The 26,857-nt window shown below is 73.8% G+C and carries 2 protein-coding genes; both read right to left on the bottom strand.

Annotation, left to right across the window (positions count from 1 at the left end; all coding sequences use genetic code 11):
• Positions 1-29: 29 nt before the first annotated feature.
• Positions 30-10,961: a type I polyketide synthase gene (locus tag K7396_RS33810; protein ID WP_152105164.1), complete on the bottom strand. Its 10,932-nt coding sequence runs from the start codon at positions 10,959-10,961 to the stop codon at positions 30-32.
• Positions 10,962-11,007: 46 nt separating this feature from the next.
• Positions 11,008-26,829 carry a type I polyketide synthase gene (locus tag K7396_RS33800; RefSeq protein ID WP_152105167.1) on the bottom strand — a complete coding sequence of 5,274 codons (15,822 nt, stop codon included), beginning with the start codon at positions 26,827-26,829 and terminating at the stop codon, positions 11,008-11,010.
• Positions 26,830-26,857: the final 28 nt, after the last annotated feature.

Below are 26,857 nucleotides of genomic sequence, written 5' to 3'. Positions count from 1 at the left end.
GGCGGCTCGCGCCGTCCCGCCTCCGCAGCTCATCGTGGGGCGCTGCCCCGCGGCCGCGCGCCCGGCAGCCCCTCCATCCAGGCCGCGACGGACTTCGCGGTGGAGCCCGCGTGGTCCTCCATCATCGTGAAGTGGTTGCCCGGCACCTCGGTCACGGTGTCCGCCCCGTCCCAGGACGCCTGCCACTCGTGCGGTGCCAGTTCTCCCGCCTGCTCGACGCTCACCGGCGGCTCACTGGAGCGCACCAGCAGCACGGGGCAGGTCAGCCGGTCCGGCGACCATGCGCCGATGACATGGATGTACCAGCTCATCGCGGTCAGCCGGTCGGAATCCATCTGCGCGAACAGGGACTCACGGTCGAACATCCCGCCGAGCATCTCGCCGGCGAACCGGGTGAACGGCGAGTCCTCGCGCGGCAGATAGGTGTCCAGCAGCGCGACACCGGCGGGCGGTGTCCCCGCCTTCTCCAGGTAGTGCGCCACGGCGAGGGCCAGGATGCCGCCGGACGACGAGCCGAGCAGCACGAACGGGCCGCCGTCCGCGCACCGCAGCACCGCCTCGGCCTGCAGCCGTACGACCGCGTCGAAGGAGGCGGGCAGCAGCTCTCCCCGGCCGAAGCCCGGGGTGGGCAGCGCCCACACGTCGCGCGTGCCGCGGTGCGCGGAAGCGAACCTGGCGTACTGGTGCACCCCGGCGAGCGCCACATACGAGCTGAAGCAGATCAGCGCCGGCTCGGCGGGATCATCCGGGGCGGTGCTGCCGCGGGCGAGGCGTACGGGCGTGCAGGCCGCCCCGGAGTCCTCCGGAGCGTCGAACGCCGGCCGCAGCCGGACAGCCGCCTGGAGCAGCGCGAACCCCTCCTCCACCCGACCCGACTCGCAGGCTCCCCGGAAGAGGGCACCGAGGGTGTCCTGCGCCCGTCCCGTCGTGGACGGCCGGTCGCCGGATTCCTCGGTGCCGGACTGCGGGAGGGCCCCCGCGGCCAGCTCCTCGCCCAGCCGGGCGGCGAGCTGCTGCGGGGTGGCGACGTCGAACACCAGGGTGGGCGGGAGCCGCAGGCCGGTGACGGTGCCGAGCTGGTTGCGCAGCTCCACGGCGGTCAGCGAGTCGAAGCCCAACTCGGTGAAGTCGCGGTCCGGTTCGACGTCCTCGGTCGATCCGTGGCCGAGGACCGCCGCGACCTGGCGTCGGACCAGATCCAGCAGCAGCGCGTCCCGGCCGCCGGGGCCCGCGGCCGTGAGCCGGGCGAGCAGATCGTCCTGGTCCGCCGCGGACGCGGAGACCGTCCGCCGGGTCCGGCCCGGAGCGGCGCCGCCCAGCAGTGCCGCCGCGCCGCCCCTGCCCAGTCCCACGGTGACCAGCGCGGGGTCGCCTGCCGCGAGGGCGGCGTCGAACAGCGCGAGCCCGTCGTCGGCGGACAGCGGCCGCAGCCCGCCGCGGGCCATCCGCCGCCGGTCGGTGTCGGCGAGCCCCGTCGTCATCCCGCCGTCCTCGGCCCACAGCCCCCACGCCAGGGAAGTGGCCGGCAGCCCCTGGGCCGCCCGGTGCGCGGCCAGACCGTCGAGGAAGGCGTTGGCGGCCGCGTAGTTGGCCTGGCCCGCCGAGCCGAAGGTGCCGGCGGCGGAGGAGAAGAGCACGAACGCCGACAGCTTCTGCTCCTTCGTCAGCTCGTGCAGCAGCCAGGCGGCATCGGCCTTGGGACGCAGCGTCCGGTCGATCCGCTCCTCGTCGAGGGCGGTCAGCACCCCGTCGTCGACGACCCCGGCGAGATGCACGACGGCGGTCAGCGGGTGCTCCGCCGGGACCGAACCGAGCAGCCCCGCCACGTCCGCCCGCTCGGCGACATCGCAGGCCACCAGGGAGACCTCCGCCCCCTGGTCGGTCAGCTCCGCGCACAGCCGCGCCGCCCCGTCGGCCGCGGGCCCGCCGCGGCTCGCCAGCAGCAGGTGCCGTACGCCGTGGCGGGTGACGAGATGGCGCGTCAGCAGCCGCCCCAGCGCGCCGGTGGCCCCGGTGACCAGCACCGTGCCCTCCGGGTCGAACGGGGACTCCGGGCCCTGGGGAGGCTCGACGCGGGCGAGCCGCGGCAGCCGCAACTCGCCCGCGCGCAGCGCCGCCTGCGCGGGCGCGGCGGCCACGGCGTCCGCGAGCACGCGGCGGGACGCCTCGCTGTCGTCCAGGTCGAGCAGCCACAGCCGCCCGGGGTGCTCCCGCTGCGCGGAACGGACCAGTCCGCACACCGCCGCGCCCGCGAGATCGCTGACGTCCTCCCCGGGCCCGGCGGCGACGGCGCCCCGGGTGACGAGCACCAGCCGGGAGCCGTCGAACCGCTCCTCGGCGAGCCACTGGCGGCAGGTGGCGAGGGTGGTGGCGAGCAGTCCCCGGACGTCCGGGGTGTCGGTACCGGCGTCCGTGGCGCACACCAGCAGCACCGTGTCGGGCATCGTCGTCCCCGTGGCCACCGTGGCCGCTAGCGCGTCGAGGTCGGCGTACGACTCGATGTGCACGCCCGCGCCGTCCAGCGCCTCCGTGATCCCGGCATCCACGGCTCCGCCGGTCGCGGCGCCGGCCGGGCCGCCGAGCACGGCCCACCGCGCGGCCCCGGAGCGTGCGGCCAGGGAGGCGGCCGGCCAGTCCAGGCGCAGCGGCACCTCGGGCCCGGCCGGAGCGGGGGCGGGCAGTTGCTCGGTGGTGACCGCGCGCAGCGTCAGCGCGTCGGCAGCCGCGACAGGCCGCCCGGAGACGTCCGTGACCAGCACCGAGAAGGCATCGGCCCGGCCCTCGGCGGGCGTCAGCCGGACCCGCAGCGCGTCGGCCCCCTCCGCATGGAACGTCACCCCGCTCCAGGCGAAGGGCAGCATCGCATCACCGTCGCCCGCCTCATCTGTATCCCGGGTATCCCGCCCGCCGACCAGCAGCGTCTGCACGGCCGCGTCGAGCAGCGCGGGATGCAGGGTGAACCGTGCGGCGTCGGCGCGGTACGGCTCAGGCAGCGCCGCCTCGGCGAACAGCTCGTCGCCGCGCCGCCAGACGCGCCCGAGGCCCTGGAAGGCGGGCCCGTAGGCGAACCCCCCTTCGGCGAAGGCGTCGTACCACTCCCCCGTGCCCACCGGCTCGGCGCCCTCGGGCGGCCAACTGCCCAGCGTTTCGGGCTCGTTCGCCGGAGCGGTGGCCAGGATTCCTTGGGCGTGCCGGGCCCATGGCGCGGCGTCGTCCGCTTCCACGGGCCGGGAGTGCACGGTGAACGACCGGCACCCGGCGTCGTCGGGTGCGCTCACCACGACCTGGAGCTGGACCGCGCCCTGCTCCGGGAGGACGAGCGGTTTCTCCAGGGTGAGTTCGGCGAGATGGTCGCATCCAGTCCGGTCACCTGCGCTGACGGCCAGGTCGAGATAGGCCGTCGCCGGCAGGATCACCCTGCCGAGCACCGCGTGATCGGCGAGCCAGGCATGGGTGGCCAGCGACAGCCGCCCCGTGAAGACCACGGATTCCGCACCGGCCACGGTGACCGCCGCGCCGAGCAGCGGGTGACCGGCCGCGCGCAGCCCCACGGCATCGAGGTCGCCCGCCGCGGCCACGGCGTCCCACCAGTAGCGCTTCCGCTGGAAGGCGTACGTCGGCAGGTCGACGCGGCGGGCTCCGGGGAACAGCGCAGCCCAGTCGAGACCGGCACCCGAGGTGTGGAGGGCGCCGGCCGCGGCCATGACCCCGTGCGCTTCGGACCGGTCCTTGCGCAGCGCCGGGATCAGCGCCCGTTCGCCGTCCAGGCAGCCCTGCGCCATGGCGGTGAGCGTGCCGTCCGGCCCGATCTCCAGGAACCGGGTCACACCCTGCCGCTCCAGCCACCGGATGCCGTCGGCGAAGCGGACCGCCTCACGGACGTGCCGCACCCAGTAGTCGGGAGACGTCAGCTCCTGCGGCGTGGCGAGCGTGCCGGTCAGATTCGAAACCACCGGGATACGGGGTTCCTCGAACGACACGCTCTCCGCGACGGCACGGAACTCGTCGAGCATCGGCTCCATCAGTGGGGAATGGAAAGCGTGGCTCACCCGCAGCCGCTTCACCTTTCGCCCCTCTGACTCGAAACGGCTCGCTATCTCCGCCACCGCGGACTCCTCGCCGGAGACCACGACCGACCGCGGACCATTCACTGCGGCAATGCTCACCCGCCGCTCCTGGCCCGCCAGCAGCGGCAGCACCTCGTCCTCGGTGGCCTGCACCGCCACCATCGCCCCGCCTACCGGCAACGCCTGCATCAACCGGCCACGCGCCGCTACCAGACGACACGCATCCTCCAGCGACAGCACGCCCGCCACATGCGCGGCCACCAACTCACCGATGGAATGCCCCACCAGGTAGTCGGGCCGCACACCGAACGATTCCATCAACCGGAACAGCGCCACCTCGACGGCGAACAACGCCGGCTGAGTGAAGGCTGTCCGGTCCAGCAGTTCCGCCTCATCGCCGAACACCACATCCCGCAGGGGCGAAGCCAGCTCACCGTCGAAGTGCGCACAGACGGCGTCAAACGCCTCGGCGAAAACCGGGAAGGACTCGCACAACCCCCGTCCCATGTACGCACGTTGCGCGCCCTGCCCCGTGAACAGCAGCGCCGTCCTGCCCTCGCCCCGTACTACCCCGGTGACGGCATGTGCTGCCCGGGTGTCGCCGGTCGCCAGGGCGCTCAGGCCGCTCAGCAGTTCCTCGCGGGTGCTGCCGACGAGCGCGGCGCGGTACTCGAAGGCGGAACGGGTGGTGGCCAGGGAGAGTCCCACGTCCCGCGGGCCGAGTTCGGGCCGGTTCTCCAGATGCGTGTGCAGTCGGCCGGCCTGGGCCCGCAAGGCGTCACGGGTGGTGCCGCTGAGCAGCCAGGCCACGGGGACGGCCGGAGTGCCGGCCGACGGCGGAGCGGGCTCCTGGGCCGGGGCCTGTTCCAGGATGGCGTGCACATTGGTGCCGCTGATGCCGAAGGAGGACACCCCCGCCCGTCGGGGCCGGTCGGTTCCGGGCCACGCCACGGTGTCCGTGAGCAGCCGTACGTTCCCTTCCGACCAGTCCACATGGGTCGAGGGCCGGTCGATGTGCAAGGTGGGCGGCAGGACACCGTGCTGGAGCGCCAGGACCATCTTGATCAGGCCCGCCACACCGGCGGCGGCCTGGGTGTGCCCGATGTTGGACTTCACGGAGCCGAGCCACAGCGGGCGGTCGGCGTCCCGCCCCTGCCCATAGGTCGCCAGGAGCGCCTGGGCCTCGATGGGGTCGCCGAGCGTCGTGCCGGTGCCATGGGCCTCGACGGCGTCGACGTCCGTGGTGGACAGGCCGGCGCCGGTCAGGGCCTCGCGGATCACCCGTTGCTGGGAGGGGCCGTTGGGGGCGGTGAGTCCGTTCGAGGCGCCGTCCTGGTTGACGGCGGAGCCGCGGAGCAGCGCCAGCACCGTGTGTCCGTTGCGCCGGGCGTCGGAGAGTCGTTCGACCAGCACGACGCCGACGCCCTCGGAGAAGCCGGTGCCGTCGGTCCGGTCGGCGAACGCCTTGCAGCGGCCGTCGGCCGCCAGGCCCTGCTGGCGGCTGAAGTCCAGGAAGAGGCCCGGGGTGGACATCACGGTGACGCCGCCGGCCAGGGCGAGGTCGCATTCGCCCGTCCGGAGGGCCTGTGCCGCGAGGTGGAGGGCGACGAGGGAGGAGGAGCAGGCGGTGTCGACGGTGACCGCGGGCCCTTCCAGGCCGAAGGTGTAGGAGAGGCGGCCGGACATGACGCTCGCCGAGTTGCCGGTACCGAGGTGGGCCTCGGCGTCCGGTGCCGGGGCGAGGGAACGAGAGGAGTAGTCCTGGTAGTTGGTGCCGGTGAAGACGCCGGTACGGCTGCCGCGCAGTGCGACCGGGTCGATCCCGGCCCGCTCGAACGCCTCCCACGACGTCTCCAGCAGCAGCCGCTGCTGCGGATCCATCGCCACCGCCTCCCGCGGCGAAATCCCGAAGAAGCCCGCGTCGAAGCCGCCGACGTCGTCGAGGAACCCCCCGGCCCGGGTGTAGCTGCGGCCTGGGACCCCCGGCTCGGGATCGTAGAGCGCCTCCGCGTCCCAGCCACGGTCCGCCGGCCACTCACCGATCGCGTCCACCCCACCCGCGAGCAGCCGCCAGAACTCCTCCGGCGAACCCACCCCACCGGGAAAACGGCAGCTCATGGCCACGATGGCGATGGGGTCGTCCTCGTGGGCGGTGGCCGGGGCGGGGGCGGTGGCGGGCGGGTCCTGCGCCTCATCGAGGTCCAGTTCGGTGCGCAGCCGGGTGGCCAGGGCCGCCGGGGTCGGGTGGTCGAAGATGAGCGTGGCCGGGAGTCGTGTGCCGATGGCGGTGCTGAGGGCGTTGCGGAGTTCGACGGCCATGAGGGAGTCGAAGCCCAGCTCGCGGAAGGCCCGGTGGGGGGCGATCTCGTCGGGGTCGGTGTGGTTGAGGACGGCGGCGATGTGGGCGCGGACGAGTGCCGACAGGGCCTGGCGCTGTTCGGACTCGTCCAGGCCGGCGAGCTGCCGGGCGAGTGCGGGGCCTTCGGTCGTCTCCTCCCTCGCCGGTGCGGCGGTGGCGAGTGCCCGCTGTGCGTCGGGGAGGTCGGCGATCAGGGGCCGGGGGCGGGCCGTGGTGTAGGCGTGCGCGAAGGTGTCCCAGTCGATGTCGGTGACGGCCAGTGCGGTGTCGTCGTGGTCGAGGGCGCGTTGCAGCGCGGCGACGGCCGACCGGGGGTCCATGACGCGTACGCCGTGCCGGTGCAGCCGCTCGCCGACGGTGCCCTCGGCCATACCGGCTTCCGCCCAGGGGCCCCAGGCGAGGGAGGTGGCCCGGTGTCCGGCGGCCCGGCGCTGCTGGGCCAGGGCGTCGAGGTAGGCGTTGCCGGGGGCGTAGTTGGCGTGGCCCGGTGCGCCGATGGTGCCGGCGGTGGAGGAGAACAGCACGAAGGCCGACAGGTCGTGTGCCCGGGTCAGCTCGTCGAGGTTGCGTGCGCCGCCGGCCTTCACCCGGAGCACGCCGGCCAGTTGGGCGGGGGTGAGGGAGTTGATGGTCCCGTCGTCGAGGACGGCCGCGGTGTGCAGGACGGCCGTGAGCGGCCGGTCGGCGGGGATGGTGTCGAGCAGGGCGGCGAGCGCGTCGCGGTCGGCGATGTCGCAGGCCGCGAATTCGGCGCGGGTGCCGAACTCGGCCAATTCGGCGGCGAGTTCGTCCGTGCCGGGGGTGTCGGCGCCGCGCCTGCTGACGAGCAGCAGGTGCGGCGCGCCGTTGCGGGCGAGCCAGCGGGCCACGTGCCGGCCGAGGGCGCCGGTGCCGCCGGTGACCAGGACGGTGCCCTGGGGTGCCCACCGGCGGGTGGTGTCGAGTGCGCCGGTGGCGGCACGGACCAGCCGCCGGGCGAGGATGCCGTGCGGCCGGATCGCGAGCTGGTCCTCGTCGCCGATTCCGGCGAGCGCCCGGACCACGGCGGTGGCCGCGGCCGGGTCCAGGGTTGCGGGCAGGTCGAGCAGCCCGCCCCAGCGCTCCGGCTGCTCCAGGGCGACCACCCGGCCGAAGCCCCACACCAGGGCCTGGCGCGGTGCGGTGACGCCGCGCAGCGGGTCGGTGGCCACGGCGCCCCGGGTGGCGAACCACAGCGGGGCCTCGACGCCGAGGTCGTCCAGTGCCTGGACGAGGGCGACGGTGGCGGCGAAACCCCGGGGCAGGCCGGGGTGGGCGCGGTGCTCGTCCTCGTCCAGGGCGAGCAGGGAGACGATTCCGGCGACCGGGGGCGGCGGTGTGTCCGGGGAGGCCGTGCCGCGCAGTGCCGCCTCGATCGTTCCGGCGAGCGCGGCGCGGTCCGCTTCGGGGTCCACGGGCACGGTGACGGGGTGCGCTCCGGCGGCGGCGAGTGCCGTCGCCAGGTCGCCGGCCGGGGCGGGGTCACCGGGGGTGAGGACCAGCCAGGTGCCGCGGAGGGTGGCGGGGGCGGCGCCGGCGGGGACGGGCTTCCAGGTGATGCGGTAGCGCCACGAGTCGGCCTGCGCGCCCTCGCGGTGGCGCCGGCGGTAGTCGGACAGGGCGGGCAGCAGCGCGTCGAGGGTGGCCGGGGCGACGTCCAGTGCGGCGCCGAGGGTGTCGGCGTCGCCGCTCTCGACGGCTTCCCAGAAGCGGGCGTCGGTGGCGTCGCCGGGGCCGCCGCGCAGGGCGGGGGCGGGTTCGGGCCAGTAGCGGCGGCGCTGGAAGGGGTAGGTCGGCAGGGCGATCCGCCGGGCGCCGCCCTCCTGGGCGGGGTCGAGGACCGTGCGCCAGGTGACGGGCCCGCCGGCGACAGAGAGTTCGGCGAGCGAGGTGAGGAACCGCCGCGGGCCGCCCTCCCCCTTGCGGAGGGTGCCGACGACGGCGGCGTCCGCGATGTCGAGTGCGTCGAGCGTCTCGCGTACGGCGGCCGTCACCACGGGGTGCGGTGAGGTCTCGATGTAGGCGCGGTAGTCCTGTGCGGCCAGCGAGCGGACGGCGTGCTCGAAGCGGACGGTGCGGCGCAGGTTGCGGTACCAGTACTCGGCGTCGAGCCGGCCGGTGTCGATCCAGTCGCCGGTCACGGTGGAGAAGAACGGGGTGGCGCCGCTGCGCGGGCGCACCGGCGCCAGGTCGGCGAGCAGTTGCTCGCGGATCTCCTCGACCTGCGCGGAGTGGGACGCGTAGTCGACCGGTATCCGGCGGACCTGGGCCCCGTCGGCCCGCAGCGCGGCGAACAGCTCGTCGAGGGCCTCCGCTTCGCCGGAGACGACCACGGAGCGGGGGCCGTTGACGGCGGCGACGGAGAGGGCGTCGCCCCAGGGGGCGAGGCGCTCCGTCACCTCGGGCAGCGGCAGCAGCACGGACATCATGCCGCCGCGCCCGGCGAGCGCGGTCAGCGCCCGGCTGCGCAGGACGACGACCCTCGCGGCGTCGTCCAGGCTCAGGGCCCCGGCGACGCAGGCGGCGGCGATCTCGCCCTGGCTGTGCCCCACCACGGCGTCGGGCTCCACCCCCCGGGCGCGCCACAGGCCCGCCAGCGCGACCATCACCGCGAACAGGGCGGGCTGGACGACATCCACGCGGTCGAGGGACGGCGCCCCCTCCGCGCCGCGCAGCACCGCGTCGAGGGACCAGCCGGCGTACCGCTCCACGGCCTCGGCGCACTCGGCGAAGCGGGCGCGGAACTCCGCGTCGGTGTCGAGGAGTTCGGTGGCCATCCCCGTCCACTGGGAGCCCTGGCCGGGGAAGACGAAGGCGGTCCGGCCGTCCGCGCCGCTCGTGCCGCGCACCACCCCGGGGGCCGGCAGGTCGCGGGCGAGCAGGTCCAGGCCGCGCAGCAGCTCCTCGTGGTCGGCGGCGATGACGGCGGCCCGGTGCTCGAAGGCGGTGCGGGTGGTGGCCAGCGACCAGGCGATGTCGCGCAGCGGGGGCGCCGGCCGCTCGGCCAGCGCCTCGTGCAGCCGGGCGCTGAGCGTCCGCAGCGATTCCGCGCTGCGCGCCGAGAGGGGGACGGCGAGGTGACGGGAGGCGGCGTCCCTCTGCGAGACACCATCGGGCTCGGGGGCGGGCTCCGGGGCCGGGGCCTGTTCGAGGATGACGTGGGCGTTGGTGCCGCTGACGCCGAAGGAGGAGACCGCGGCCCGGCGCGGCCGCCCGTGGTCGGGCCAGGGGGTGGCCTCGGCGAGCAGCGCGACGTTCCCCGCCGACCAGTCGACGTGTGACGAGGGCCGGTCGAGGTGCAGGGTCGCGGGCATCAGCCCCTGCTGGAGGGCGAGCACGGCCTTGATGACGCCGGCCGCTCCCGCCGCCGCCTGGGTGTGCCCGATGTTGGACTTCACGGAGCCAAGCCGCAACGGCCGCCCCTCGTCCCGGTCCTGCCCGTAGGTCGCCAGCAGCGCCTGGGCCTCGATGGGGTCGCCGAGCGTCGTACCGGTGCCGTGCGCCTCCACCATGTCGACGTCCGCCGTGGCCAGGCCGGCGCCGGACAGCGCCTGCCAGATGACGCGTTGCTGGGAGGGGCCGTTGGGGGCGGTCAGGCCGTTCGACGCGCCGTCCTGGTTGACGGCGGAGCCGCGCAGCACGGCCAGCACGGGGTGTCCGTTGCGCCGCGCGTCGGAGAGCCGCTCGACGAGGAGCATGCCCGCGCCCTCGCCCCACGCGGTGCCGTCGGCCGCGTCCGCGAACGCCTTGCACCGGCCGTCGGCGGCCAGTCCGCGCTGCCGGCTGAACTCCAGGAACAGGCCGGGCGTGGACATCACGGTGACGCCGCCGGCCAGCGCGAGGTCGCACTCCCCCGTCCGGAGGGCCTGCGCCGCCAGGTGGAGGGCGACGAGCGAGGCCGAGCAGGCGGTGTCGACGGTGACCGCGGGCCCCTCCAGGCCCAGCGCGTAGGAGACCCGGCCGGACACCACGCTGGCGGCGTTGCCGGTGCCGATATGGCCTTCCAGCCCTTCGGCGGCGCCGAGCAGCAGCGCGGTGTAGTCCTGCCCGTTGGTGCCGGCGAAGACGCCGGTACGGCTGCCGCGCAGCGTCGCCGGGTCGATCCCGGCCCGCTCGAACGCCTCCCACGACGTCTCCAGCAGCAGCCGCTGCTGCGGATCCATCGCCACCGCCTCCCGCGGCGAAATCCCGAAGAAGGCCGCGTCGAAGCCGCCGACATCAGCGAGGAAGCCACCGGCCCGGGTGTAGCTGCGCCCGGGAACCCCCGGCTCCGGGTCGTAGAGCGCCTCGACGTCCCACCCCCGGTCCGCCGGCCACTCACCGATCGCGTCCACCCCACCCGCGAGCAGCCGCCAGAACTCCTCCGGCGAACCCACCCCACCGGGAAAACGGCAGCTCATCGCCACGATCGCCACCGGCTCCTGGCGCCCGGCCTCCACGTCCTGGAGGCGCTGGCGGGTCTGGTGGAGGTCGTTGGTGACCTTCTTGAGGTACTCGAGGAGCTTCTGTTCGTTCATGCACCCTCATCCACGTGGCGGTTCCGGGGGTCGTGCGGCCGGCGTGTCATGACATGCCGAGGTCGTTGTCGATGAAGTCGAAGATCTCGTCCGCGGTGGCGGAGTTGATCCGGTCGCTCACCCCGGAGTCGTCCGCCGACTCCGTCTCGGGGGCCTCCCGTTCGCTCCACCGCGCGAGCAGCGTCTGCAGCCGGGAGGCGATCCTGGCCCGCTGCGGATCGTCCTGCGCCACCCCGCCGAGCACGTCCTCCAGCCGGTCCAGCTCGGCGAGCGCGGGCAGTGCCCCGGCCGGGTCCCCCGCCGCGACCCGCGTGCGCAGATGGCGGGCGAGGGCCATGGCGGTCGGGTGGTCGAACAGCAGCGTGGCCGGCAGCTGGGTGCCGGTGGCGAGACCGAGCCGGTTGCGCAGCTCGACGGCCATGAGCGAGTCGAAGCCCAGCTCGCTGAACGCCCGCTTCGGGTCGATCGCGTCCACGGAGTCGTGCCCGAGGACGCCGGCGACATGGGTGCGGACGAGGGTGACGAGGACGCGTTCCTGGTCCGGCTCGCTCCGCCCGGCCAGTTGGGCGCGCAGCGCCTGGAGACCGCCCTGCCCGCCGCCGCCCGCGGACTCGCGCTCCGGTGCCGCCCGCCGGGCCTCCGGAAGGTCGGAGAACAGCGCGCTGGGCCGCACCGAGGCGAAGCCGGGGACGAACCGCGCCCAGTGCACATCGGCCACGGTCAGCGCGGTGTGGCCACGGGCGACGGCGCGCTCCAGGGCGTCGACCGCGAGCCGCGGGTCGAGGGCGCCCATGCCGCCCCGGGTGAGGCGTTCGGCCAGTTGCTCGTCGCCCGCCGTGCCGGCCGCCATGCCGGCGCCGGCCCACGGGCCCCAGGCGAGGGAGGTGGCCGGCAGCCCGAGGGCGTGCCGGTGCTCGGCGAGGGCGTCCAAGTAGGCGTTGGCGGCGGCGTAGTTGGCCTGTCCGGTCGCCCCCGCCGTGCCGGCGAAGGACGAGAACAGCACGAACGCCGTCAGGCCGTCGGTCAGCTCGTGCAGATGCGTCGCGGCCGCCATCTTGGACCGCAGCACGGCGTCCAGGCGGGCACCGTCGAGCCCGGCGATCAGCCCGTCGTCGAGCACGCCCGCGGCGTGGAACACCGCGTCGACGGGGTGCTCGGCCAGCAGCCGCGCCAGCGCCTCACGGTCGGCGACGTCGCAGGCGGCGAGCGTCACCCGGGTGCCGCGGGCGGTCAGTTCGGCGCGCAGCTCGGCCGCGCCCTCGGCCCGCGCGCCGCGCCGCCCCGCCAGGATCAGGTGCGCGGCGCCCCGGTCGGCGAGCCGGCGGGCCACGTGTGCGCCGATCGCGCCGGTGCCGCCGGTGACCAGGACGGTTCCGGTGCAGGCCCACGGCTCGTCGGTGCCGGGTCCGGCGGGGCCCGGGGCCTGGGCCCGGACCAGTCGCCGGACGAACACGCCCGTGTCGCGGACGGCGACCTGGTCCTCGTCCGGCCCGGCCTCCAGAACCGCGCACAGCCGCTCCACGGCCCGCTCGTCGGGCTCCGCGGGCAGGTCGACCAGACCGCCCCAGCTCTGCGGCTGCTCCAGCGCGGCGACCCGCCCGAAGCCCCAGATCGTGGCCTGTACGGGGGACGGCACGGCCTCGCGGTCCCGTACCGCCACGGCGCCGGTGGTCGCGCACCACAGCGGCGCGCCGGTGCCCAAGTCATCGAGGGCCTGGACGAGGGCCATGGTCGCGGCGAGTCCGCCGGGGGTGGCGGGCTGGCCGCGGTGCGGCTCCTCGTCTGTGCCCAGCAGGGACAGCACCCCGTCCACGGGGCCTGACTCGTCCAGCAGCGTGCCCAGTTGGTCGGCGAGCGACTTGCGGTCGGCGCGGCCGCAGTCGACCTCGAACGGGACCACTCCGGCGGCCCCATGGGCCGTGAGCCCGGCCGCGATCGCCGCCTCCCAGGCCCGGCCGCCGCGGCCCGCGGGGTGGGCGAGCAGCCAGGTTCCGGACAGCACGGGAGTCGGGGCGTCGCCGGCCGGCCGCCAGACGACCCGGTACTCCCAGCCGTCGGCGACGGTGCGTTCGCGCTGCTGGTCGCGCCACGAGGACAGCGCGGGCAGGACTTCGCTCAGCGGGGCGTCACCGGCCAGGTGGAGCCGCTCGGCCAGCTCGCCCGGGTCGGCGTGCTCCACGGCGGCCCAGAACTGGTCGTCCACCGTCCGCGCCGCCTCGGCTCCGGTCTGCGGGCCGGCCGGCTCCAGCCAGTAGCGGCGGCGCTGGAAGGCGTAGGTGGGCAGTTCGACACGGCGTGCGCCCGTGCCGTACAGCGCGGCGGGCCCCGCGCCGAGTCCGCGCACGTGCAGGTGTGCCGCGGCCAGCAGGGCGCCGCGCGCCTCGGGCCGGTCGCGCCGCAGGACGGGCAGCGCGGCGGCTTCCTCGCCGGGTTCGCGCAGGCTCTCCCATGCCGTGGCGGCGAGGGCGCCGTCGGGCCCCAGTTCCAGGAAGGTCCGTACGCCGTCGGCCTCCAGCCGGCGGATGCCGTCGCAGAAGCGGACGGCCTCGCGGACGTGCCGCACCCAGTAGTCGGGCGAGGTCAGGTCGGCGTCGGCCGCCGGTTCCCCGGTGAGGTCGGAGATGACGGGCAGGCGCGGCGGTGCGTAGCGCACGCCCCGCGCGATCTCCCCGAACTCCGCCAGCATCGTGTCCATCAGTGGAGAGTGAAACGCATGGCTGACCCGCAAACGCCTAGTCTTTCGCCCGCGCTCGGCCAGTTGCCCGGCGATCTCGGTGACCGCTTCCCGCTCGCCGGAGACGACGACGGCCGACGGCCCGTTCACCGCGGCGATCCCGGCCCGGTCCGCCAGGCCCTCCAGCAGGGGCAGCACCTCCTCCTCGGCGGCCTGTACGGCGATCATGGCGCCGCCCTCGGGCAGTGCCTGCATCAGCCGGCCGCGGGCCGCGACCAGCCGGCACGCGTCCTCCAGGGTCAGCACGCCGGCCACATGGGCGGCGGTCAGCTCCCCGATGGAGTGGCCGATCAGGACATCGGGCCGGACACCCCACGACGTGACGAGCGCGTGCAGCGCCGTTCCCACGGCGAACAGCGCGGGCTGGGTGTAGGCGGTGCGGTCGAGCAGCGCGGCCTCGGGTGTGTCCTCGTCCGCGAAGACGATGTCGCGCAGCGGCCGTTCGAGGTGGCGGTCGAACTCCGCGCAGATCTCGTCGAAGGCCGCGGCATACGCGGGGAACCGCTCGTGGAGCGCGCGTCCCATGCCGGCACGCTGGGAGCCCTGGCCGCTGAACAGGAAGGCGAGCTTCCCGCCGCTGTCCGCGCGCCCCCGCACCAGCTCCGCCGTGTCCTCCCCGCGGGCCAGCGCGGCGAGCCCCTTCAGGAACGCGTCCCGGTCCTCGGCGACCAGCGCCGCCCGGTGGTCGAAGGCGGCCCGGGTGGTGGCGAGCGAGTACCCGACGTCGCGTACCGACAGGTCCGGGCGCTCGGTGAGGTGGGCGCGCAGCCGCTTCGCCTGGTCGCGGAGCGCGGCGCCGGAACGCGCGGACAGCGGCCAGACGACGGGCCCGTCGCCGGCTTCCTCGTCCCCGGCCCGCGCGGCATCGACGAGCGCGGCATCGGCGGACGCGGCGCCGTCAAGCACAGGTGCGTCCTCCGGCCCGCCCTCGGCCGCCCCGTACTGTTCGAGCACCACATGCGCGTTGGTGCCGCTGATCCCGAACGAGGACACGGCGGCCCGGCGCGGCAGTTCGCGCCGCGGCCACTCCACGGCCCGGGTCAGCAGCCGCACCTCACCCGCCGACCAGTCGACGTGCGAGGACGGCTCGCTGACGTGCAGGGTGCGGGGCAGGACGCCCTTCTGGAGCGCCAGCACCATCTTGATCACACCGGCGATGCCGGCGGCGGCCTGGGTGTGTCCGATGTTGGACTTCACCGAGCCCAGCCACAACGGCCGCTCGGCGTCCCGGCCTTGACCGTACGTCGCCAGCAGTGCCTGCGCCTCGATCGGATCGCCCAGCGACGTCCCGGTGCCGTGTGCCTCGACGGCGTCCACCTCGTGGGCCGCGAGTCCGGCGTTGGCGAGCGCGGCCTGGATGACCCGCTGCTGAGAGGGCCCGTTCGGGGCGGTCAAACCGTTCGACGCGCCGTCCTGGTTGACCGCGGAGCCACGCAGCACGGCGAGCACCGGATGCCCGTTGCGCCGCGCGTCGGAGAGCCGCTCGACGAGGACGATGCCCGCGCCCTCGCCCCAGCCGGTGCCGTCCGCGTCGTCGGAGAACGCCTTGCACCGCCCGTCGCCGGCCAGTCCCCCTTGCCGCCCGAACTCCACGAAGGCACCCGGGGTGGCCATCACCGTCACCCCGCCCGCGAAGGCGAGATCGCACTCACCCAGCCGCAGGGCCTGGGCGGCCAGATGCAGCGCCACCAGCGACGACGAACAGGCCGTGTCGACGGTGACGGCGGGGCCTTCGAGACCGAGGGCGTAGGAGACCCGGCCGGACGTCACGCTGGTGGCATGGCCGGTGAGCAGCTGCCCCTCGGCGCCCTCGGGCAGCGTGTGCGCGGCCGAGCCGTATCCCTGGTAGTTCGTCCCCGCGAACACCCCGGTTCGGCTGCCGCGCAGCCCCGCCGGGTCGATGCCGGCCCGCTCCAGTGCCTCCCAGGAGATTTCCAGCAGCAGCCGCTGCTGCGGGTCCATGGTGACCGCCTCCCGCGGCGAGATGCCGAAGAAGTCCGCGTCGAAGTCGCCGCTGTCGTAGAGGAATCCGCCCTCGACGCGGGCCGCGTCGCCATCGGTCTGCCAGCCCCGGTCGGCCGGCAGGGGCGACAGCGCGTCCACGCCGTCGGCCAGCAGCCGCCAGAACTCCTCGGGACTGCCCGCCCCACCGGGGAACCGGCAGCTCATGGCGACGACGGCGAGTTCCTCCTCACCGGCCGCCGGCCGGCCGGCCACGGCCACCGGGGCGGCGGCAGCCTCGTCGTCCCCGAACAGTTCGCTGCGCACATGGCGGGCCAGCGACACCGGCGACGGGTAGTCGAAGACGAGCGTCGCCGGCAGCCGCAGACCGGTCGCGGCGCCCAGCCGGTTGCGCAGCTCGACGGCGGTGAGCGAGTCGATGCCCAGGCCACGGAAGTCCCGGGCCGGCTCGACGGCTTCGGGGCCGGCGTGCCCGAGCACGAGCGCCGCCTGCGCCCGGACGAGTTCCAGCACCGCCGGCTCCCGCTCGGCGGCCGGCAGCGCGGCCAGCCCGGCACGCAGGCTCTCCGCCGCATCGGCGGGGGACGCCGACGCGGCCGAGCGCCGGGCGGACCCGGTCACCAGCCCCCGCAGGAGCGCCGGCGTCGCGGAGTGCGGTGCCCGCAGCGCCGCGTGGTCGAGCTGAACGGGGGCGTAGACCGCCTCGGCCGTACGGAACGCGGCATCGAATGCCGCCATGCCCTGCTCGGCCGTGAACGGCACCATGCCGCCCCGCGCCATCCGCTGCAGATCGGCCTCCGCAAGCCCCCCGGTCATCCCCGCGCCGGAAGCCCACGGGCCCCAGGCAAGCGAGGTCGCGGGCAGCCCCGCACCCTGCCTGGCCTGGGCGAACGCATCCAGGAAGGCATTCGCCGCCGAGTAGTTGCCCTGCCCCGAGCCGCCCAGCATGCCGGCGACCGAGGAGAAGACGACGAACGCGGCCAGGTCCGCGTCCCGGGTCAGCTCGTGCAGGTTGCTCACCGCGTCCGCCTTCGGCGCGAGCACACCGTCCAGCCGCTCGGGCGTCAGCGACGACAGCACACCGTCGTCCAGCACCCCGGCCGTGTGCACAACGGCGGTCAGCGGGTGCTGCGGCGGTACGGAGCCGAGCAGCCCGCGCAGTGCCTCGTGGTCCGCCACGTCACAGGCGGCGACGGTGACCTCGGCGCCGAGGGCGGCGAGTTCGTCACGCAGTGCCTCGGCACCCGGAGCCTGCGGTCCCCGGCGACTGGACAGCAGCAGATGACGGACCCCGTGCTCGGCCACCAGATGCCGCGCCACCAGCGCGCCCAGGCCACCTGTCCCGCCCGTGACCAGGACCGTTCCCTCCGCATCGAGCGGAACCGGCATCGTCAGCACGACCTTGCCGACGTTCTTGGCCTGGCTGAGGAAGCGGAACGCCTCGGGCGCCTTGCGTACGTCCCACGCGGTGAGCGGCAGGGGACGCAGCACACCCTGCTCGAAGAGGTCGACGAGGGCCGTCAGCATCTCCCCGATCCGCTCCGGACCGGCGTCGAAGAGATCGAACGCCCGGTAGCGCACGCCGTCGTACGCGTCGGCGACCTCCTGCGCGTCACGGACATCCGTCTTGCCCATCTCCAGGAACCGCCCGCCGCGCGGCAGCAGCCGCAGCGAGGCGTCCACGAACTCCCGTGCCAGGGAGTCCAGGACCACATCCATGCCCCGGCCGCCGGTCGCCGTCAGGAACGAATCCTCGAAGTCCAGATCACGCGAGGAAGCGATCCGCGCCTCGTCCAGCCCCAGCTCCCGAAGGGTCTCCCACTTCCCCCGGCTCGCGGTGCCGAACACCTCCGCGCCCAGGTGGCGCGCCACCTGCACGGCGGCCATGCCCACTCCCCCCGCGGCGGCGTGCACGAGGACCGACTCGCCCGCCTGAAGACCACCCAGATCCACCAACGCGTAGTACGCCGTCAGGAACACGACGGGTACCGAGGCGGCCTGCGCGAACGACCAGCCCTCGGGTATCCGGGCGAGGGTGCGCGCATCGGCCACCGCCAGCGGACCGAAGGACTGGGTGAAGAGCCCCATGACCCGGTCGCCCGGGGAGAACCCGGTCACTCCCGGACCGACCTCGGTGACCACACCGGCCCCCTCGATCCCCAGGGCCACGGCGTCACCCGGATACATGCCGAGCGCGTTGAGCACATCACGGAAGTTCAGACCGGCGGCGCGTACCGAGATCCGCACCTGTCCGGTCCCCAACTCGGCTTCCGCCGCAGGTGATTCGGCGAGGTGGAGGTTCTCCAGCGTGCCCTTCTCCGCGATGTCCAGGCACCACGCCCCGCCGTCTCCGGGCAGCGGCAGCGCATCCGGCCGCACGTGCCTGCTGAGCCTCGGGACGTATGCCTGTCCGGCGCGTACCGCGAGTTCGGGCTCGTCGGAGGCCAGAGCGGCGGGGAGGGCGGCGAGGGACTGGTTCGCCCCGTCCAGGTCGACCAGCGTGAACCGGTCCGGGTGCTCGGAACGTGCGGCCCGGACGAGCCCCCAGACGGCGGCCTGCGCCGGGTCCGGTCGCCGTTCGTCCACGGTGACCGCGCCCTGGGTGACGACGACCAGCCGGGCCGCGGCGAACCGCTCCTCGGCCAGCCACGCCTGAAGGAACGCGAGCGTCCGATGGGTCGCGGCATGCGCGGCGGCGGCCGGTTCACCGTCGGGGGCGTCCAGCCGAAGCAGGACGTGGGAGGGCACCCCCTCGTCCAGGAAAAGCGACGCGAGGTCCGGGGATACGACGGACGCACCGATCGCGGACACGTCGAGCCCGCCGTCGGCGCCGTCGGTCGCGCCCACAACCGCCGCAATCGAGACCGCGGGCGCGGTGGGCCCGCCGGCTCCGGACGGCTCCGGCAGCGGCGTCCAGTCCATCGTGTGCAGCGTGGTGTCCTGCAGGCCCGCCGTGGCCTGGGCGATCCCGTCGGCCGACACCGGTCGCAGCACCAGGGAGTCGATCGTCGCGACCGGTCCGCCCGAGGCGTCGGCCAGTTCCAGGGCGACCGAGTCGGGCCCCTTCACGGACAGCCGGGCACGCAGCACCGACGCTCCGGACGCGTGCAGGGTCGCCCCCGACCAGGAGAAGGGCAGCCGGCCCCGGCCCTGGTCCGCCGGGCCCTCGTCCGCGCGGTCCGACGCCACGAGTCCGAGTGCGTGCAGCACCGAATCCAGCAGCGCAGGGTGCAGCCCAAAGCCGGCCGCCTCGGGGACGGCGTTCTCCGGAAGCGCGACCGAGGCGAACAGCTCGTCACCACGGCTCCACACCTGACGCAGACCACGGAAGACCGGCCCATAGCCGAACCCCGCCGCCGTCAGCCCCTCGTACAGCCCCTCGACGGATACGGGCTCCGCACCGGCGGGCGGCCACTGAGACAGGTCCGTACCGGGCGCAGCACCTTCGATGGCGAGTACGCCGACGGCATGACGTACCCATGGCTGGTCGGCCTGTGCGTCCTGCGGCCGCGAGTAGACGGCCACTGTCCGGCGCCCGGTCTCGTCCGCGGCTCCGACGGCCACCTGGAGCTGTACGGCACCCCGCTCCGGCAGGACCAGCGGCGCCTGGAGCGTGAGTTCCTCCACCTGCCCGCAGCCGACCTGGTCCCCGGCACGGACGGCCAGCTCCAGGAAGGCCGTGCCGGGCAGCAGGACAGAGCCCGAGACGACATGCTCGGTGAGCCAGGGCTGCGCGGCGACGGACACTCGCCCCGTGAACACCACGGCGCCGCCCTCGGCCGACCCGTAGGCGCCTTCGAAGCCGTCGGCACCGTCCACGCTGCCGGCCAGCGATACCGCAGCGCCCAGCAAGGGGTGCTGCGCGGACACCAGCCCGGCAGAACCGAGATCCCCGGCCGGCAGGCCCGTGAACCGGGGCCAGTAGCGCTGGTGTTGGAAGGGGTAGGTGGGGAGGTCGATGGGGGTGATCGGGGTAGAGGCAGGAGTCGGTGTGGGGAAGAAGGTCTGCCAGTTGATGGTGATGCCGTGGGCGAATGCGCGCGCGGCGGCGGAGAGTACGGCGGATATCTCGCCGCGGTCGTCGCCGCGCAGGGCCGGGATCAGGACATGGTCCGTGTCCACGTCAGCGTCGAGGCAGCCCTGCGCCATGGCGGTCAGGGTGCCGTCCGGGCCGATCTCCAGGAACCGGGTGACCTCGTGGTCCGCCAGCCAGCGGACGCCGTCGGCGAAGCGGACCGCCCCACGGACGTGCCGCACCCAGTAGTCAGCGGACGTCAATTCCTGCGGCGTGGCGAGTTCGCCAGTGACGTTCGAGACCACCGGGATACGGGGTTCCTCGAACGTCAGGCTCTCGGCGACGGCACGGAACTCGTCGAGCATCGGCTCCATCAGCGGGGAATGGAAAGCGTGGCTCACCTGGAGCCGTTTGACCTTCCGGCCCTCGGACTCGAAACGGCTCGCTATCTCCACCACCGCGGACTCCTCGCCGGAGACCACGACCGACCGCGGACCGTTCACCGCGGCAATGCTCACCCGCTGTTCCTGGCCCTCCAGCAGCGGCAGCACCTCGTCCTCGGTGGCCTGCAACGCCACCATCGCCCCGCCTACCGGCAGCGCCTGCATCAACCGACCACGCGCCGCCACCAGACGACACGCATCCTCCAGCGACAGCACGCCCGCCACATGCGCGGCCACCAACTCACCAATGGAATGCCCCACCAGATAGTCGGGCCGCACACCGAACGACTCCACCAGCCTGAACAGCGCCACCTCGACGGCGAACAACGCCGGCTGAGTGAACCCCGTCCGGTTCAGCAGCTCGGCCTCATCGCCGAACACCACATCCCGCAACGGAGCAGCCAACTCGCCGTCGAAGTGCGCACAGACGGCGTCAAAGGCATCAGCGAACACCGGGAACGCGTCATACAACTCCCGGCCCATCCCCAGCCGCTGCGCGCCCTGCCCGGTGAACAGCAGGGCCAGTCGTGCTTCGGGCACAGCCGGCGCGCTCACCACGGATGCGGCCTCACCCCCTGTGGCCAGCGCCTTGAGTCCGTCAACCAGCGCACCGCGCTCGGTGCCGAGGACGACGGCTCGGTGTTCGAACGCCGAACGAGTCGTGGCCAGCGCGAACCCCACCTCGGACGCGCCGAGTTCGGGACGGGCCTCCACATACGCCAACAACCGCTGCGCCTGGGCCCGCAGCCCCTCCCGGCTCCGCGCCGACACCACCCACGGCACCACGCCCACGCCGCCAACCGGCCGGGTTTCCGTGCTCTCCTCCACCGGAGGCTGCTCGATCACCACATGCGCGTTGGTGCCACTCACTCCGAACGCCGACACCCCGGCCCGACGCAGCCGCTCCCCCTCCGGCCACGCCACGGCCTCGGTCAGCAGCCGCACATTGCCCGCCGACCAGTCCACATGCGACGACGGCTCATCGGCATGCAGGGTCTGCGGCAGAACGCCGTGCTGCAACGCCAGCACCATCTTGATGACACCGGCCGCGCCGGCAGCGGCCTGCGTGTGCCCGATGTTGGACTTCACCGAGCCCAGCCACAACGGCCGCTCGACGTCCCGGCCTTGACCGTACGTCGCCAGCAGCGCCTGCGCCTCGATCGGGTCACCCAGCGACGTACCCGTCCCGTGCGCCTCGACCACATCCACGTCCGACGCGGACAGACCAGCCGCCCCCAACGCCTGCCGGATCACCCGCTGCTGCGACGGACCATTCGGCGCCGTCAAACCATTGGAGGCGCCATCCTGGTTCACAGCGGAACCACGTACGACAGCCAACACCCGATGCCCCTTGCGCCGGGCATCCGACAGCCGCTCCACCACCAGGACACCAGCGCCCTCGGCCCAACCGGTGCCATCCGCAGCATCCGAGAACGCCTTGCACCGGCCATCAGCAGCAAGACCCCGCTGCTGGCTGAACTCGATGAACGCACCCGGCGTCGACATCACGGTCACGCCGCCGGCCAGCGCCAGATCGCATTCGCCCGAGCGCAGGGACTGCACCGCCAGATGCAGGGCGACCAGCGACGAAGAACACGCCGTGTCCACCGTCACCGCCGGCCCCTCCAGGCCCAGCGCATACGACACCCGGCCCGACACCACAGCGGCCGCGTTCCCGGTGCCGAGGTAGCCGTCCTGGCCTTCCGGGGTGCTCAGCAGCAGGGCGGGGTAGTCCTGGCCGTTGGAACCGACGAAGACCCCGGCCCGCTTCCCCCGCAACGCCTGCGGATCGATGCCGGAACGCTCAAGCGCCTCCCAGGAGGTTTCCAGCAGCAGTCGCTGCTGCGGGTCGATCGCGACCGCTTCCCGGGGGCTGATCCCGAAGAACGCCGGATCGAACTGGTCGACCCCGCTGACGAAACCGCCGTGGCGTGAGTAGCTCTTCCCCGGTCGTCCCGGCGTCGGGTCATAGAGGGCGTCGAGGTCCCAGCCACGGTCATCCGGAAGCTCGGAGATCGCGTCCTCGGCCCCGGCCACCAGCCGCCACAGGTCCTCCGGGCTGGCCACTCCACCGGGCAGCCGGCAGCTCATCCCGACGATGACCACCGGATCGTCCGAGGTGGACGCCGGCACCGGCAGACCGGGCACGATGTCCGTCCCGGTTCCGAACAGCTCGTCGCCCACGAAGCGCGCCAGTTCGACCGGCGTCGGATAGTCGAAGACGGCGGTGGCGGGCAGCCGCAGCCCGGTTTCCGTGTTCAGCCGGCCGCGCAGCTCCACCGCGGTCAGCGAGTCGAAGCCCAAGTCCCGGAAGGCAGAGCGCGCTTCAAGAGATCCCGGGTTGTGATAGCCGAGGACCGCTGCGGCGTGCGTACGCACCAGCTCCAGCAGCGCCCGCTCACGCTCGACAGCCGACAGCCCTGTCAACCGACCCCGCAGCGCCCCGGCACCGGAAACCTCCCCGCCGGCGTCGGCAGCCAACGCCGCCCGCACCTCCGCCAAACCCTCCAGCAGCGGACTCGGACGGGCACTGGTGAACGCCGGAGCGAACCGCTCCCACTCCACATCGGCCACCACCACCGAGCCCTCACCCGCACCCACCGCCGACTCCAAAACCGAGACAGCAAGGTCGGGGTCCAGCGCCCTCAGGCCACGGCGCAGCAGGTGTTCCTCCGCGCCCTCCACGCCGGCCATACCGCCACCGGCCCAGGGCCCCCACGCCACCGCGCAACCCACCGCACCCCGGGCACGACGCGCCTGAACCAACCCTTCGACGAAGGTGTTCCCGGCCGCGTACGCCGCCTGACCACCACTCCCCCACACACCGGCAATCGACGAGAACACCACAAAGGCGTCGAGCGCATGGTCACCCAGCAACTCGTCCAGCACCACCGCACCGGAAACCTTCGCCCCCATCACCTCAGCGAAGTGCTCCGCACCCGCATCGCCCAACGGCACGGAATCCACCACCCCCGCCGCATGGACGACGGCGTCCACCGCACAGCCCGACAGCAGCTCCTCGACGGCGTTCCGATCGGCGATGTCGCAGGCCGCGACGGTCACCTGAACACCGAGGGCGGTCAGATCCGCCTCCAGCTCCGACGCACCGGGCGCAGCCGGACCACGACGACTGGTCAGGACCACATGCTCCGCACCACGCTCAGCCGCCCAACGCGCCACCCGGGCACCCAGCGCGCCCGTGCCCCCCGTGATCAGCACCGTCCCACGCGGCCGCCAACCACCAACTGCATCCCCAGCGGGAGCCGGAGCCTGCACCAGCCGCCGTCCGAACACCCCCGACGCCCGCACCGCCACCTGATCCTCAGCACCGTGCGCAAGCACCCCCACCAGCCGGTCCAGCGCCCTATCGTCCACGGCCTGCGGAAGATCCACCAGGCCGCCCCAACGATCCGGCAGCTCCAGCGCCGCCACCCGGCCGAGGCCCCACACCGCCGCACCGGCCGGATCCGGCCCACCATCCGACGGACCGATGGCGACAGCTCCCCGCGTCACCACCCACACACGCCCACCGGCCCCGGCATCCCCCAGCGCCTGCACCACCACCGCGGTACGCACCACATCCGCCGCACCCACCACCAACACACCGGCAACCGGCTCCTCGCCAGCGGCCTCACGCACACGCGCGGCCAACCTCCCCCGGTCCACCTCCCCCGCGACACACTCCACCCGCTGAACCGCCACACCACACGCCGCCAGCCCCTCCACCACAGCCTCGGCATGGGCATCCCCGACATGCGCATCCCCGGCAGCCACCACCGCAAGCCAACGACCACCCAGCACCCCGCCGGGCTGTCCCCCCAACGGCTTCCACTCCACCCGATACCGCCAGCCGTCCACGGCAGACTGCTCGCGCGGCTCGGGTGCGGCGCCCGTCGCTTCCAGCCAGTAGCGCTCGCGCTGGAACGCGTAGGTGGGCAGGTCCACCCGCCGTGCCCCGGTGCCCGCGAAGTAGGCGGCCCAGTCGATCGGTGCGCCCGACGCGAAGGCGCCGGCCACCGCCGACATCAGGGACGCGGTCTCGGTCCGGTCTGCCCGCAGGGAGGCGAGGAGAACCCGCTCGGTGTCGTCGTCCGCCGTGTCCGCGAGGCAGGTCTGCGCCATCGCGGTCAGCGTGCCTCCGGGGCCCAGCTCCAGGAGCCGGGTCACGCCGTGCTCGGCGAGCCACCGCACGCCATCGGCGAACCGGACGGCCTCCCGGACGTGCCGCACCCAGTAGTCGGGGGATGTCAACTGCTCCGCCGTGGCGAGTTCACCGGTGACGTTCGAGACCACCGGGATACGCGGCTCAGCGAACGACACGCTCTCCGCGACCGCCCGGAACTCCTCCAGCATCGGCTCCATCAACGGCGAGTGGAAGGCATGGCTCACCCGCAGCCGCTTCACCTTCCGCCCCTCGGACTCGAAACGGCTCGCTATCTCGGCAACCGCCGACTCGTCACCCGAGATCACCACCGCCTGCGGACCGTTCACCGCAGCAACGCTCACCCGCTGCTCAAGCCCCTCCAACAGCGGCAGCACCTCAACCTCCGGGGCCTGAAGCGACACCATCGCCCCGCCCGCCGGCAGCGCCTGCATCAGACGGCCGCGGGCAGCGACCAGCCGGCAGGCGTCCTCCAACGACAGCACCCCCGCCACGTGCGCGGCCGCCAACTCACCGATGGAGTGTCCGACCAGGTATTTGGGCTTGAGGCCCCAGGACTCGATCAGCCGGTAGAGCGCCACTTCGACGGCGAAGAGCGCGGGCTGAGTGAAGGCCGTCCGGTGGAGGGCGTCAGGATCCTTGCCGAAGTCAGGGTTCTCGCCGAAGCCGGAGTCTCCCCCGATCTCGGCATCTCCACCGAAGAGGACGTCTCGGAGCGGGCGTTCCAGCTGGGCGTCGAAGAGCGCGCACGTCTCGTCGAACGCCGTCGCGAAGGCCGGGAACGTGGCATACAACTCCCGTCCCATACCTGCGCGTTGGGCACCCTGCCCCGTGAAGAGGAAGGCGGTGGCACCGCGCATCGTGCGGCCGCCCACCACTGCGGCGCCCGTGCCCTCGATGCCCTTGGTGGCGAGTTCCTCCAGTCCGCGCAGGGCCGTGGTGCGGTCCTCCGCGAGCACCACGGCGCGGTGTTCGAACGCGGTTCGTGTGGTGGTCAGGGAGTATCCGACATCGGTCAGATCCAGCTCGTCCCGCTCGTCCCGCTTGACCCGCGCCAGCAGCTGCGCCGCTTGTGCGCGCAGTGCGGCCGCGCTGCGGGCCGACACCGCCCAGGGGACGAGGGGGAGGGTTCGGGGGGTCGTGCCGTCGTCCGCCGATACCGATGCCGATTCCGGGGCGTCCTCGGTCTTCGGGGCCTCTTCCAGGATGGCGTGTGCGTTGGTTCCGCTGATGCCGAAGGACGAGACGCCGGCGCGGCGCGGGCGCCCGTCCTGCTGCCAGGGCGTCGCCTCGGTCAGTAGTTGGACATCGCCGGCGGTCCATTCGATGTGGCGGGACGGCTCGGAGATGTGGAGGGACTTGGGGAGCGTCCCGTGGTGCATCGCCATCACCATTTTGATGACGCTGCCGACGCCGGCCGCCGACTGGGTGTGGCCGATGTTGGACTTGAGCGAGCCGAGCCGCAACGGCCCGTGGTCCGCGCGGTCCTTTCCGTAGGTGGCGAGCAGCGCCTGTGCCTCGATGGGGTCACCCAGCGAGGTACCCGTGCCGTGGGCGTCGACGGCGTCGACATCGCTCGGGGAGAGTCCCGCCCGGGACAGCGCGGAGCGGATCACCCGCTGCTGCGAGGGACCGTTGGGGGCGGTCAGGCCGTTGGACGCGCCGTCGGAGTTGATGGCGGTGCCCCGGACGACGGCCAGCACCGGATGGCCGTTCTTCCGCGCGTCGGAGAGCCGCTCGACGAGCAGCATGCCGGCGCCCTCCGACCAGCCGGTGCCGTCCGCGTCGTCGGAGAACGGCTTGCAGCGGCCGTCGGCGGCCAGGCCGCGCTGCCGGCTGAACTCGAAGAACATGGCCGGGGTGCACATCACGGCGACGCCGCCGGCCAGCGCCAGATCGCATTCGCCGCGGCGCAGCGCATGGCACGCCCAGTGCAGCGCGACCAGCGACGAGGAGCATGCCGTGTCGACCGTGACGGCGGGCCCTTCGAGTCCGAGGGTGTAGGCGATCCGGCCGGAGGCCACGGAGGTGGCGTTCCCGGCGAGGAGCAGCCCCTGTACGCCTTCGGGGAGCTCGGCGACGCCGATGCCGTACCCGGAGGTGGCGGCGCCGACGAACACTCCGCCGTTGGAGCCGCGCACCGACGCCGGGTCGATGCCCGCGCGTTCGATGGCCTCCCAGGCCACTTCGAGCAGCAGCCGCTGCTGCGGGTCGGTGGCCAGCGCCTCGCGTGGGCTCATCCCGAAGAACGCCGGGTCGAAGTATCCCGCGTCGTGGAGGAAGCCGCCTTCGCGCACATAGATCGAGCCGGGCTTGTCCGGGTCCGGATCGTAGGCCGCGTCGACGTCCCAGCCCCGGTCGGCCGGGAAGCCGGAGACGGCGTCTCCCCCTTCGGCGACGAGCTGCCACAGGTCTTCAGGAGTACGCACGCCTCCGGGGTAGCGGCAGCTCATCGCGACGATGGCGATGGGCTCCTGGTCTCTGCCCTCGGCTTCGCGAAGCTGGCGACGGGTCTGCCGAAGCTCGGTCGTCACCCGCTTCAGGTACTCCATGTACTTCTCGTCGTCAGCAGCCACCCAC

Origin of the sequence: Streptomyces angustmyceticus (assembly GCF_019933235.1) — a bacterium.
Taxonomy (GTDB): Bacteria; Actinomycetota; Actinomycetes; order Streptomycetales; family Streptomycetaceae; genus Streptomyces; species Streptomyces angustmyceticus.
Note: the sequence above shows the minus strand (reverse complement) of the source record. Positions and strands in the feature narration are given on the sequence as shown.

Excerpts from the sequence above, each read along its gene's own strand:
- K7396_RS33800 (WP_152105167.1), bottom strand. The coding sequence starts at position 26,829 with ATGGAGTACCTGAAGCGGGTGACGACCGAGCTTCGGCAGACCCGTCGC.
- K7396_RS33810 (WP_152105164.1), bottom strand. The coding sequence starts at position 10,961 with ATGAACGAACAGAAGCTCCTCGAGTACCTCAAGAAGGTCACCAACGAC.